Source organism: Flavobacterium sp. CG_9.10, assembly GCF_015752245.1.
GTDB lineage: Bacteria > Bacteroidota > Bacteroidia > Flavobacteriales > Flavobacteriaceae > Flavobacterium.
The window spans coordinates 260,736-274,881 of record NZ_JADOVD010000003.1; the positions used below are offsets into that span (position 1 = coordinate 260,736).

General features: G+C 34.3%; 9 protein-coding genes and 1 tRNA gene. 5 read left to right on the forward strand and 5 right to left on the reverse strand.

Going from position 1 to position 14,146, the window contains the following annotated elements; all coding sequences use genetic code 11:
* Positions 1-14: 14 nt before the first annotated feature.
* The gene (locus tag IWX84_RS04135) at positions 15-1,241 is read left to right on the forward strand and encodes a Glu/Leu/Phe/Val dehydrogenase dimerization domain-containing protein (protein WP_196849480.1); all 1,227 of its coding nucleotides are present in this window, start codon (positions 15-17) and stop codon (positions 1,239-1,241) included.
* 192 nt (positions 1,242-1,433) lie between these two features.
* On the forward strand, positions 1,434-2,333 hold the full coding sequence (locus IWX84_RS04140; RefSeq protein ID WP_196849481.1) for an energy transducer TonB: 900 nt from the start codon (positions 1,434-1,436) through the stop codon (positions 2,331-2,333).
* A gap of 285 nt (positions 2,334-2,618) precedes the next feature.
* Here the strand turns inward: IWX84_RS04140 and IWX84_RS04145 are convergent, their stop codons facing one another.
* Positions 2,619-3,014: an ExbD/TolR family protein gene (locus tag IWX84_RS04145; RefSeq protein ID WP_196849482.1), complete on the reverse strand. Its 396-nt coding sequence runs from the start codon at positions 3,012-3,014 to the stop codon at positions 2,619-2,621.
* A gap of 1 nt (position 3,015) precedes the next feature.
* Positions 3,016-3,711 carry a MotA/TolQ/ExbB proton channel family protein gene (locus IWX84_RS04150; protein WP_196849483.1) on the reverse strand — a complete coding sequence of 232 codons (696 nt, stop codon included), beginning with the start codon at positions 3,709-3,711 and terminating at the stop codon, positions 3,016-3,018.
* A 128-nt stretch (positions 3,712-3,839) separates the two neighbouring features.
* Between IWX84_RS04150 and IWX84_RS04155 the strand changes: the two genes are divergently transcribed.
* Together IWX84_RS04155 and IWX84_RS04160 are read left to right on the forward strand one after the other, a co-directional pair.
* Complete coding sequence (locus IWX84_RS04155) at positions 3,840-5,060, forward strand: bifunctional folylpolyglutamate synthase/dihydrofolate synthase (RefSeq protein WP_196849484.1); 1,221 nt, start codon at positions 3,840-3,842, stop codon at positions 5,058-5,060.
* Positions 5,061-5,146: 86 nt separating this feature from the next.
* Positions 5,147-5,221, forward strand: a tRNA-Val gene (locus IWX84_RS04160).
* A 116-nt stretch (positions 5,222-5,337) separates the two neighbouring features.
* Here the strand turns inward: IWX84_RS04160 and IWX84_RS04165 are convergent.
* The 3 genes from IWX84_RS04165 to gldJ form a co-directional block, all read right to left on the reverse strand.
* Positions 5,338-6,795 (reverse strand): glycoside hydrolase family 30 protein, encoded by a 1,458-nt coding sequence (locus IWX84_RS04165; RefSeq protein WP_196849485.1) that lies wholly within the window; start codon positions 6,793-6,795, stop codon positions 5,338-5,340.
* A 267-nt stretch (positions 6,796-7,062) separates the two neighbouring features.
* On the reverse strand, positions 7,063-8,349 hold the full coding sequence (locus IWX84_RS04170) for a UDP-N-acetylmuramoyl-tripeptide--D-alanyl-D-alanine ligase (protein WP_196849486.1): 1,287 nt from the start codon (positions 8,347-8,349) through the stop codon (positions 7,063-7,065).
* A 61-nt stretch (positions 8,350-8,410) separates the two neighbouring features.
* A complete protein-coding gene (gldJ, locus tag IWX84_RS04175) occupies positions 8,411-10,093 on the reverse strand; it encodes a gliding motility lipoprotein GldJ (RefSeq protein WP_196849487.1) in 1,683 nt (560 codons plus the stop codon).
* 199 nt (positions 10,094-10,292) lie between these two features.
* Between gldJ and porU the strand changes: the two genes are divergently transcribed.
* A complete protein-coding gene (gene porU / locus IWX84_RS04180; RefSeq protein ID WP_196849488.1) occupies positions 10,293-14,123 on the forward strand; it encodes a type IX secretion system sortase PorU in 3,831 nt (1,276 codons plus the stop codon).
* The last annotated feature ends 23 nt before the right edge of the window (positions 14,124-14,146 follow it).

The following is a 14,146-nucleotide window of genomic DNA, read 5'->3' on the forward strand; positions in this document are numbered from 1 at the left end:
ACATATCGCAATAAATGAAAGATTTATTAAAGAAATTCGAAAATAAGGAACCCGAAATCATTTTTAACTGGAAAGATCCCGAAACAGAAGCTGAAGGATGGACTGTCATCAACTCCCTTCGCGGTGGTGCTGCCGGTGGTGGAACTCGTATGAGAAAAGGATTGGATATGAATGAGGTTTTGTCATTGGCAAAAACAATGGAAGTGAAATTTTCGGTTTCAGGGCCTGCTATTGGTGGTGCTAAATCTGGAATTAATTTTGATCCAAATGATCCAAGAAAAAAAGGCGTTTTACAACGTTGGTATAAAGCAGTTTCTCCATTATTGAAAAGTTATTACGGAACGGGTGGCGATTTAAATGTTGATGAAATTCACGAAGTAATTCCAATGACGGAAGAATGTGGTGTTTGGCATCCGCAAGAAGGTGTTTTTAATGGTCATTTTAAACCTACAGAAGCAGACAAAATCAATAGAATTGGTCAATTGCGTCAAGGTGTGGTTAAAGTAATCGAAAACCCGAAATTCTCGCCAGACGTCTCTAGAAAATATACTATTGCCGATATGATTACCGGTTATGGCGTTGCCGAAGCCGTTCGTAATTATTACACTATTTATGGTGGTGATGTAAAAGGAAAGAAAGCCATTGTTCAAGGTTTTGGAAATGTAGGTTCTGCAGCAGCTTTTTATTTAGCCGAAATGGGAGCAAAAGTAATTGGTATAATTGATAGAGATGGTGGATTAATCAAGGAAGAAGGTTTTACTTTCGAAGAGATAAGATCATTATTCCTTGCCAAAGACGGAAACAAACTGGTTGCAGAGAATATAATTCCTTTTGAAGAAATCAATCAAAAAATATGGACAATAGGTGCTGAAATATTCACTCCTTGTGCCGCTTCCCGTTTAGTTGCTCAATCTCAAATTGACAGCTTAATTGCTAATGGTCTTGAAGTAATTTCTTGTGGTGCCAATGTTCCATTTGCAGACAAAGAAATCTTTTTTGGTCCAATTATGGAAGATGTGGATCACAAAGTAAGTTTGATTCCTGATTTTATTTCTAACTGTGGAATGGCTAGAGTTTTTGCTTATTTTATGGAAAAGAAAGTACAAATGACGGATGAAGCAATCTTTCAGGACACTTCGGCTACTATTAAAAATGCAATCGAAAAAGCGCATCAATTAAATCCATCAAAAACAAATATTAGTGCTACTGCCTTTGAAATTGCCTTAAAGCAATTGACTTAAAGACAAAAACACAATAATTTTAATACCTATTCCAACTCGGATTAAACAGATTCTCTAATCTGTTTAATCCGAGTTTTTTTATACCTTAAACAGCAATATTAATTTTAACAATAGATTACCTTTTCTCTGTTGGCAATTTTTAGTACATTTCAACGTTTTTTATACATACACTTTTAAAATATTAAAATACCGATGAGTTCCACCATTTCTTCAGATCAAAAGAAATCATTAGCAATATCATTCCTTTTATATGCGACTTTGCTGTTAATTTTATTTTTCATTAGATTTTGGCCTCCAGCCAACATGGCTGAATTAGCAGGTGGCGGAGGTGGCGGAGGCGTTACCGTAAATTTTGGTGATAGTGATTTAGGTTCAGGAGCAAATTATAAAAGTGAAGTTTTACAAGTAAAAAACCAAACCAAACAAATAGCTACAAAATCGACTCCTGAGGAAGCCATCTTATCACAAGAAAACACCACTGAAGAAAGCGTAGTAATCCCAACCAAAGAAAAGACGAAAAAACCTACCGTGGTTATAAAACAGGAAATAAAACCAGTTGTAGTAAAACCTAAAGTTTCCAGTAATACAAATGACGCCTTATCTAGCATTCTAAAAGGTTCTAATAAAGGAGGAGATGGTAATGACAAAACAGCAGGAAACAAAGGAAAAGCAAACGGAAGTTTGAGCTCTAATGGCTATTATGGAACCGGAGGATCTGGCGGTGGAACAGGAGGCGGAAATGGTACTGGAAACGGAATAGGAACCGGTAGCGGATATGGTTCAGGAAGTGGCGGAGGATCAGGAAGCGGATCTGGTGGTGGTACTGGTTACTCTTTAGGAAACCGGAAAGCAGTTTCTAAACCTGCACCAAAATATACTTGTAACGAACAAGGAAAAGTGGTAGTAGAAGTATCCGTAGACCGAAACGGTAGAACCATAAGTGCTGTTGCAGGAATAAAAGGAACAACCAACACGGCAAGTTGTTTATTAGAACAGGCAAAAATAGCTGCCATGAATACCAAATGGGACGCTAGCAGTGATGCCCCAGAAAAACAGGTAGGAAAAATTGTTTACAACTTCAATTTGAATTAAAATAATTAGGAGCACCGCTTTTTCGTTTTTCATGTCATTGCGAGGAACGAAGCAATCACATAACGACGAAAGCAACAACTGTGATTGCTTTGTTCCTCGCAATGACTGCCCCAGAAATTGATGGGTTACGAATTTGCGTGAGGGATAGGAGCAAGTACCGAAGTACTGCGGATAGCCCGACCGCAATAGAAAAAGGGGCTAATCAACTTTATGCTGATTAGCCCCTTTTTCTATTGCGGTCACGCCCAGATAATTTAGATACTTCGTAAAAACTCGCAATGACATTTACTTGGGACTTGTAGCAATCACAAACTTCAAATTATTCCGCACTCCAATTTGCAAAACATCAACTAAATCTTGCACTTGTAAATTGAATGGGATTCTTACAATAACCGTTTGATCTTTCCCGCTGTTCATTTTAGACATAAGCGTTGTTTCTAACGCTTCAAAAGTGACAGCCTGCTTATCGATGTAGAATTTTTTATCTTCTGTAACTGATAAACTAATATATTGTTTGTTGGTTTTCTCATTGGATTTAGCTTTTGGCAATGTCATTTTAATAACATTTGGATTAGCCAAAGTGGATATAATTAGAAAAAACAACAACAAGAAAAACATAATATCGCTCAATGACGAAGTAGCCACTTCGGCATGAAATCTTCTTTTTCGTTTAATGGACATCTTAGCTTCTTTGAATTATGTTTACAAACTCTAATATCTGTTTTTGAACTTTCAATGCGAAATTATCAATCTTTCCGTTTAATAAATGGTAGGCACTGTAAGCAATGATACCAACTAACAACCCAGATCCACTACTGATCATTTTTTCATATAAACCTCCTGAAATATTACCAATACTGATATTCTCGGTAACGGAAATACTGTAAAATATTTTAATTACTCCTGAAATTGTTCCAATAAATCCTAACGTAGGCGCAATTCCTGCAATAAGTCCTAATTGACCCAAATGTTTCTCCATTTCTCCAATTTCGATATCGGCAGCGCGATCCATATTAGATTCAATCTCGGCAATAGGCCTGCCAATTACAAGAATTCCTTCTTTAATAATATTACCAGAAGAGTTGTTGCTCCTCTCGGCAATTGATCTTGCTAATTCTAAATTACCGGAATTTAAATTGTCTCGTACGTCTAACATCAATCGATGATCAATTTTAGACGCTTTATTAATGTATAAAGTACGTTCTATAATCAAATAAAAAGTATAAAATAATAGGATTGAAATTGGAATTAAGAAGAACCCGCCTTTTAAAATAAATTCCAAAACAGAGATTTCGGTATTTGGGGCAATTTTTTCGATAACTACGTTTGAAGCAGCATTGGCAATGGTATCGGCCTGTAATTGTATAAAACTAAACATATATTATTATTATTTTTTACTCATTAATTCTAAAAATTATATCAATTTTGCACTAAAGATACTTTTCGATGTAATATTAAACTAAAAAAATCGAAAAATATTTTAATGCACAGCAATTTTATAAAAAAATGAACTATCAAGAAACTATAGATTGGATGTTTAAGCAACTCCCGATGTACCAACTTCAGGGCGCTTCGGCTTATAAAAAAGATTTAACCAACACTCATTTACTAGTACAACATCTCGGTAATCCACAAGAAAAAATAAAATGCATGCATGTAGCGGGAACAAACGGAAAAGGTTCCACCTCTCATATGCTGGCATCCATTCTTCAGGAAGCGGGCTATAAAGTTGGTTTGTATACGTCTCCCCATTTAAAAGATTTCAGGGAGCGAATTAAAATTAACGGATTTGATATTACTGAAGAATTTGTTACTGATTTCATCAATAAACACAAATCTTTTTTTGAAGCAAACGACATGAGTTTTTTCGAAATGACCGTTGGGTTGGCGTTCGATTATTTTGCAAAAGAAATAGTAGACATTGCCATCATCGAAGTTGGAATGGGCGGCAGATTAGATGCCACCAATGTTATTACGCCGCTTATATCCGTGATTACCAATATTGGATTAGATCATACACAATTTCTAGGAAATACACTTGAATTGATTGCTTTTGAAAAAGCAGGCATTGTAAAACCAACCATTCCCGTGGTTATAGGAGAATATACCTCTGAAACGAAACCTGTTTTTTTAGCTAAAGCCAAAGAAAGTCAATCGAAAATATATTTTGCTTCCGATTTGATTTCAGAAAACTATTCTTGTGATCTAATTGGTGATTACCAGGTCCACAATAAAAAAACAGTTTTACAGACTATTAGCATTTTAAACAGTCAAAACGAATTTAAAATCAGTGAGAAAAATATCAAATTTGGTTTATTGAATGTTGTAAAAAACACGGGACTTTTAGGCAGATGGCAACAATTAGGTGAATTACCTAAAATTATTTGCGACACAGCGCATAATAAAAACGGCTTGGAAATTGTTCTCAATCAAGTTCGAAAAGAAAAATTCGATAAGTTACATATAGTATTTGGCGTGGTTAACGACAAAGATTTAGAGGAGATTTTACCCTTATTCCCAAAAAATGCAATTTATTATTTCTGCAAACCGAATATTTTTCGAGGTTTAGACGTGGCCATTTTACAGCAAAAAGCTTTGGAATTTGGACTTATTGGGGAATTATACAATTCGGTTTCAGAAGCTTACAGCGACGCAAAACAAAATGCATCAAAATCAGATTTTATCTATGTTGGCGGAAGCACCTTTCTAGTTGCAGAAATTTTATAATTTTTTTTGTTTTTTACTTGCAAATCCAGAAAAGTGGCTTATATTTGCACTCGCAATAAGGAAATGAAAATGACTAAATTGTGTTAGGGCGATTAGCTCAGCTGGTTCAGAGCACCTCGTTTACACCGAGGGGGTCGGGGGTTCGAACCCCTCATCGCCCACAAAAAACTCCTTACGAAATTAAGGAGTTTTTTTATGTTCAATTTTTCCTGTCTTGAAATAGTAGTCCAAAAAAAGACACTAATAAAAATTCAAATAATGGATATAAGCTTCAAGTTTAATACACCAATGTTTGGATAGCATGAGGTAAGATAGAAACCTCAGTTGCTTTTGTACCAATGCATAAATAGTACTTCAATTTACGATCCGTTTTATTCATAACAACAGTAATTGCTTTACCATCTTTATTTAAAAAAGAAGTAGTTAATAAATAACTTTGACTGGAAACACTACTGATTCTTTTTGCACTTTTTCCAATAAATTTCGAGAAATGACCTATGAAATAATAAGATGGCGTGTAGACTAATTCTCCCGTTCTAGTATCACCATGGATTGGAGCAAAACAAAAATTACCAACATGGTTTGGCCCTCCATTTTCATCCAACAGAACATTCCAATCAGTCCATCCTACAGTTCCGTTATTGAAATCGTTAATCATTGACTGTCCATATCGTTCACCGTTTGCCCAAAGCTGCAATTTTTTGTAATCAAATTTCTCCACGCAACCTTCTGTAAAAAGTAAGTTTTTGTCTGGATACATTTCATTTACTTTACCAACATTTTCATACATTGAGTCTCCTCCGCTCCAGTTTTCATACCAATGGAAACCAATTCCCCAAACATATTTATTGGCTTGCGGATCATCTAAAATGGTGCTCGCTCTTTGAGCCAGCAAATCTCTATTATGATCCCAAACTGTAATTTTTTTATCACCAAGTCCGGCTTTCTTTAACGTTGGCCCCAGATAATTTTTCAGGAAATCACGTTCTTCTTCGGCAGTGTAAATACAGGACTCCCAGGTTTGCTTCGCCATTGGCTCATTTTGAATCGTTAATCCCCAAACAGGGATCCCCTCTTTTTGATAACTGTTAATGAATTTCACATAGTAATTTGCCCAGGACTGATAAAATTCAGGCAATAATTTACCGCCTTCAAGCATTTTTTTAGTGTCCTTCATAAAAGCAGGTGGACTCCATGGACTCACAAATACGTTAGCATTTCCGTCTGCAGCAGCAATTGCTTTTTTAATTAGTGGAATTCTAAATTCTTTGTCATGGGAAATATTGAAACTCCTTAACGCCGCATCACCTTCATCAACGTAAGTGTAACTGCCCGAACTAAAATCACAACTATGAATGTTTGTTCTAATCAGTGAATAACCTATTCCCTTTTCCTTATCGTAATATGCATTTAAAAATTCTTGTTGGTTTTCTTTGGTTAATTTTGCAAAAACCTCTGCGCTTGCATCCGTAATTGCACCACCAATCCCTAAAAATGTCTGAAAGGTTTTACTTGGATTTACAAAAACACAAAGTTGTGTTTCAAGTGGTTGTTTTAAATCCGTGAATTGCAAATTATCTGTTTTTGACAATCTTAAATTCGTATTATCCGCCGAAGTATAAACTGTAACCGTTCGGTCTTTTGTAGAAAAGAGAACCGGACTTATTTTGTTTTTTTGCTGAGCGATTGCAAAAAAGGACACTGCTAAAAGTGCTGTTGTTATTATTTTTTTCATAAAATTGATGTTTACTTCCCCAAAAACCTTCACACACATTTCCATTACTATATTTTTGTTTGCTAAAAATTCACTATCAATCTTACAACGTAAGATGGCTTTGAAATTCAAAAATATAATTTTTCGCTTACTACAAAGAGCTATCTCAACTGCTACTAAATTCAGTGGTTAAATTACTTAAATAAATAAGACCACTTCATAATTGAAAAATAACAACTATAATAATTATTAAAACATTTTTCAATGTCTTCTTTTTGTCAATACAATTTAAGATAAAAAATCCAAACTTCTCTCTAATGCCATTCCCCTGGAACCTTTAATCAAAATCGTTTTGTTCTCCAATTTCATGTTTTTCAAATGAGCCGAAAAGGCATCAAATGTTTCATAAAACTGAAAATTATCTCTAGCAACTTTATTCTCATAAAATTCAGTTCCAATAAAGTAACAGTTAACTTTTATCTGATCTAAAAGCATTGTTACGATAGTTTTATGTTCCTGTTGGCTTTCTTCTCCCAATTCAAACATATCTCCCAAAATCACAATCTTATTTGGATTGTCTAATTGTTTAAAGTTCTCGATAGCAACCATCATGCTGCTTGGATTCGCGTTATATGCATCCAGAATAATCTGGTTTGTTCCCAATGTCAATAATTGCGATCTGTTATTTTCAGGAACATAGCTTTCCAGTGCCGCTTTAATTGACATATCTGACACGTTAAAATACTTTCCAATTGTGATGGCAGCATTTATATTATTAGCATTGTAAAGACCAATTAAATGAGATAAAATCGTAAACCCGGAATAACTAATTACCACGAATGGATTTGCTGTCACTTTTGTAATATTTACATCCGCATTTTCTTTATTTATACCAAAAGAAAATGATTTAAACATTTTTGATTTTTCAACCTGAATTGGATCTTCCAAGTTTATAAAAGCCATTTTATCATTATCGGAAAGATAGTGATACATTTCACTTTTACCTTGAATAACACCCTCAACACCACCAAATCCTTCCAAGTGCGCTTTACCAAAATTAGTGATATAACCATAGTCTGGCTTTGCCAATTCACAAAGAAATTCGATTTCCTTTTTGTGATTTGCACCCATTTCAACAATTCCAATTTCTGTCTCCGAATTAAAAGAAAGTAAAGTCAAAGGCACGCCAATGTGGTTGTTTAAATTTCCAACAGTGGCTTTTGTTTTGTATTTTTTAGAAAGAACAACATTAATAAGTTCTTTCGTTGTAGTTTTTCCATTACTGCCTGTAAGAGCAATTATAGGCAATTTAAGATAGGCGCGATGAAACTTCGCTAACTCTTGCAATGCAATTAAACTGTTTTCTACCAAAATAGTTCTGTGGTCAATATAATAGGCTTCATTATCAATTATCACGTAAGAAGCTCCTTTTTCCAGTGCTTCTTTAGCGAAAGTATTAGCATCAAAACGCTCTCCTTTTATAGCAACGAAAAAGGAATTCGACTCAATTTTACGGGTATCAATCGAAACTGATTTGCACTTTAAAAACAACCTATGAATGCTGGCTATATCCATTTAAAAATGATTTAAAAAAAAAGCCCTAATGAAAGGGCTTTGATTATTATTTGATGAAAAATTAATTTCTTGCTGTTTTCTTTTTATCAGCTTTAGGTCCCACTCTTGACATGGCACATCTAAATCCAATATAATCGGTAGCCATATCTTGAGGAAAATATCTTCTTTGAGCCGGATCTAACCAATAAGCTCTGTCTCTCCAAGATCCACCTTTATAAACTCTTACTTGATCGTTTATCAAAGTAGTTCTTTTACTTGATTTGTCATACTTTCTAACCATCATCCCTAAACTATCTGTTGTTACATTGTGTTTAGGAGAATTGTACATGATTTTTTCCTCTTTTTGCTTGGCAGTTTCAGAATCAGATCCAAAGTTGTAATATCTAGTAGATTGTTTATCACCATCTCTGTAATTGACATTATCACTTTTATCAAAATTCTGTCTCAAATAAGTCTCTTGTTCATCAACAGGAACTTGAGCTATTTGACCTGGAAAATTTCGAGCCATGATGCGTCCGTTACTTAATGTATCGTACTTCATATTTTCTTTCGTCACAATTTCAACTTTCCCGTCTGCACCAATTTTATTCTTGGTATAAAGATTTCCTCTAAAATAATTAAAATCATTAGATTCGTTGTCAATAATTGGTCTATAAACATCGGCAACCCATTCGGCTACATTTCCAGCCATATCATATAATCCAAAATCATTTGCCGGATAACTTTTTACTGCATTAGTAATATCTGCACCGTCATCAGACCAACCTGCAATTCCACCATAATCTCCATTTCCTTGTTTGAAATTGGCTAATTGATCGCCTTTACTTTGTCTTTTCCCTGAACGAGTATAATCTCCAGACCAAGGATATTTTTTCTGTCCTTTGTAAATATTGTATTCTCTTTGCCCAACATCTGCTGCTGCTGCATATTCCCATTCTGCTTCAGTTGGAAGTCTATATTCTGGAAGAATAATTCCAGAAGAACGTTGTGCATATACATTTTTTGCTTCAGTTACTTTTCCGTCTTTCCCTGCTTTCGGCGTTTTTCTTGCCCCTTTTTTACCTTTCAAAACAATTTCTTCATTACCACCATAGGTTAATGTAGGACTATTTAAATATGTTTCTGTACTAAATGAACTTTCCGCACTAACATCCTGTGTTTTAGCATTTTTCTTTAAGTAACCACTTTTTTCTAATACAGCTTCATTTACACGATCTGTTCTCCATTTGCTAAATTCTACTGCTTGAATCCAGTTCACACCCACAACAGGATAATTAGCATAAGATGGATGTCTCAAGTAATTATTAGTCATTGTTTCATTATATCCTAATCTATTTCTCCAAACTAAAGTATCTGGAGATGCTCCTTCATAGATATTTTTGTAGTTTTCTTCTGTTGGTGGAAATACTTGTTTTAACCAATCTAAATATTCCAAATACATGAAGTTCGTTACTTCAGTTTCGTCCATATAAAAAGACTGAACGTGTTGTTGCGTTGGAGTATTATTCCAATCATGCATTACATCATCTTGTACTTTACCCATTGTAAACGTACCACCTTCAACAAAAACTAAACCTGGTCCAGTTTCTTGTTTTTTAGCGTTTGACCCTTTCTTACCATCCACATTCCAACCGGTAGCCCTTGATGCATTTTTGGAGCTAGATTTTTTACTGCAACTAGCGAAACCTGCAATCATTAGTATTGATAACATCAATCGAAAGGCCAAAATTTTGTTTAGTTTCATACTCTTTAGTAGGTAATAATTTTAAAGTGACGCAATATAATAATTAACCAGTAACTTGCAACATCCTTTTTTAATAAATTTTATCAGAAAATCATATTACAAAAACGCAAATTTATAATATTTATTATTTACAATTACACTAAATGATTTATTTTTACTCATTAGTAATAATTCAGGCTCAATCCCGTTAAAAAAAACAATGAGAAAAACACTTTTAGTTTATTTATCTCTTATTCCATTTATTTCTTTTGCCCAAACAAAAGGCACGATTAACATTGGATGGTCAGAAAAAAAAGAAATTTCTATTGGAGATATTCTAATCAATGCCCCTCAATTTAGCGGTGAAAATTATTATTATGATGTCGCCAAAAAAGCGATAAACTATACTTTAAAAATATCAGAGTCAAGTTCTTTTGAAAAAAGTAATGTTGAAATAACTAATATTATTTACGAACCCATTTCAACATCCAACCTAGGTGATCTAGATTTGGAAAATATTCCCACAACACCAAATGCTTACCTGAGAACAATAACGGCTCGAGACCTAGAATCCACTTTTCTTGTTCTCTCACCAATAGTAAAAGACAATTTTGGATTCAAAAGAATAAAATCGTTTTCTTATGCGGCGCAAAGCAACTCTTCCAGACTTTCACAATCTAATAAAAGCGCTGCCGCGCAAATCAATTCAATTTTAGCATCAGGGGATTGGTACCAATTTTATATAGAAAAATCCGGCGTTTACAAGATCTCTAAAAGTTTTTTACAGCAATTAGGATTCAACACAAACGGCATTGATCCAAAAAAAATAAAGATTTATGGCAATGGCGGAAAAATGCTTCCCTTGTCAAACAACACCTTCTACCCTTCAGATTTGATTGAGAATGCCATTGAAGTTCTTGGAGAAAACGACGGCATATTTAACGATGATGACTATATTTTATTTTATGCTGAAGGATTGGATACCTGGAACGAAGAAAGCCAAACCTTTACTAATTTATACGACACAAAATCATATTATTATGTAACAACTCAAGGTGCTGAAGGAAAAAGAATCGCACCTATGAATCAACCTTCAGGAAGCACTACAATTGCTTTAAACACATTTGATGATCATCAATATCATGAAATAGATCTTGTAAATATTGCCCGTTTAGGGCGACAATGGTTTGGAGAATCATTTGAAATAAAGCAAGAACAGGAATTTGAATTTAATTTCCCAAACTTCGATGCCTCTTCTCCTATTAAAGCAAAAGCAACATTAGCTTCAGCGGCTTTTTCCCCTACTTCATTTAAAATGGCGGCTAATGGACAAGAAATAGGGAACATTTCTTTTCCCGCATTGAACGCTAATTCGGATACCGAATTCAATACGGGATCTTTACCAAACAATGTGTCTTTTACCGGTTCCGAAAATGTAAAAATCAAATTAACCTATAATAATAATGGCGTTCCTGGATCAAAAGGCTATCTGGATTATATTCAGCTTATCGCCAAAAGAAAACTTCAGGGTTACGGAAAGCAATTTCATTTTCAATACGATTTATCAAATTCAAGTTTAGGAATTGCAAGTTATACTATCGCAAATTCCGCAAGCATTCCTGAAATATGGGACATCACCGATTTATACAATATAACCAAAGCGGAAAACGCGGGTCAAAGTTCTTTCACTTTTAAAGCAAATTTGGGCGAGCTGAGAAAATATATTGCACTTGACGCATCAGACTACTTTACGCCATTGAAGACTAGTAAAACTAAAATTACTAATCAGAACTTAAAAGGAACCATCTTTAAAAATGCCCAAGGCCAGTTTCAAGATATTGATTACGTAATTATATCGCCTGCTTTTTTAACAACACAAGCGGAAAAGCTAGCAACTTTTCATCGTTCAAAATCAAATCTGAATGTAAAAGTCATTTCGCTTGAATCGATTTACCAAGAGTTCTCATCCGGAAAACAAGATATTTCTGCGATAAGAAATTGCATCAAATATATTTATGATAATGCCTCAACCCCTGAAAAAAGAATAAAATATGTCAACCTTTTTGGTGACGCCTCTTATGATTTTAAAAACCGAATAGCAAACAACACTAATATTGTTCCTATTTATCACTCCTTAAAAAGCAATACATCGGGCGAAGCATCTTTCGCCTCAGATGATTTTTTTGGTTTAATGGATGCTAGTGAAGGGAATATTATTTTCTATTTTGGAGGAATCGATATTGCGGTTGGCAGAATGCTGGTAAATGACACCAAGCAAGCTGATGAAATGGTAAATAAAGTCATCGAATACTATGATTTAAAATCATACGGCAGTTGGAGGAATAATATAGTTTTGGTTTCTGACGACTCAGACATAACTTCTGATGCATCTTTGCAAAGCAGACAAAATAATTTAGCAGACGTTATTACATCCGAAAAACCATTTTTGAATGTTAATAAAATACTTTTAGACTCTTATGTTCAAGAAGCTTCCGCTGGTGGATTCAGGTATCCAAAAGCACGAACCGATTTTTTTAATGCTTTCGAAAAAGGAGCATTAATATTTAATTATTTGGGGCATGGTGGGGAAGATGGTTTGTCCAGCGAACGCATTTGGGAAAAATCTGATGGTCAAAATTTAAGCAATCAATATAAATATCCCTTATTCATTACTATAACTTGTGAATTTTCCCGTTTTGACAATCCTTCCAGACCAACAGCGGGGGAATATACGTATTGGAATCCAAAGGGAGGTGCCATTGCCATGATCACCACCATACGAGCAATTGGACAATACAGTGCTGAAAATTTCAACGATACATTGTCTAAATATTTATTGTCGTACGGATCTAATCAATATACTTCTATTGCAGAAGCGTTGCGACTTTCCAAAAACAGCAACCCAAATTCAGCGACGAATGTGGTTTTTTATATTGGCGACCCAGCTTTGATGCTAGCGATACCAAAACCAAAAATAAATCTCACAAAAGTTAATGACATTGCAGTTTCTCAACCCATTGATGATTTCAAATCATTATCAAAGATAAAATTGACCGGTGAAATTACCGATGAAAACAACAACCTACTAACGAATTATAATGGCGAACTTTCTACCACTATTTTCGATAAAATTATTGCAAGAACAACGCTAAACAATGATCGAAATAGTAGTCCAATAAATTTTAATGTTTTAGGTGAGACCATATTTAGAGGAAATGCATCGGTAACAAATGGCAAATTTGAGTTTAGCTTCGTTGTTCCGCGTGACATCCGAATTCCGTTAGCCAATGGAAGAATCAGTTTTTATGCTAAAAAAAATCAGATTTTAGAAAATGAGACTGGCTTTAATACGAGCATCAAAGTAGGAGGAATAAATGAAAATGCTGTCGCAGACAATATTAGTCCAAAAGTTAAGTTATATATGAATGATGAAACTTTTGTTTCAGGTGGCACAACAAATGAATCTCCTTTCCTTCTTGCTTTTCTTGAAGATGAAAATGGTATAAATACAGCCAGCGGAATAGGTCATGATATTGTTGCAATATTAGATGGTGATGTAAATAATCCTTTTATATTAAATGATTATTATCAAACAAAACTAGATGATTACACCCATGGAACGCTCAGATTTCCATTGCATAACTTATCAGTAGGCCTACATACTATTACGTTCAAAGCATGGGATGTATATAACAATCCCATTATTACAGAAATTCAGTTTATTGTTGTTGGAGATGAAACCATAACATTGACGCACGTATTGAACTACCCCAATCCATTTGTTAATTATACCGAATTTTGGTTTACACATAACAGACCTTATGAACCTCTTGAGGTTCAAGTTCAGGTTATGACAATAACAGGAAAAGTGGTTTGGACTAAAAATCAAATCATTACCACTGAAGGATTTCTATCTAAAGATATTATTTGGGATGGAAAAGACGACTTTGGAAGCAAAATTGGAAAAGGAGTTTACGTTTATAAACTTACTGTAAAATCAAACTTGACCAATAAAAAGGCAGAAAAGTATGAAAAACTTGTAATACTTTAATAAAATATTATATTTGTCCAATC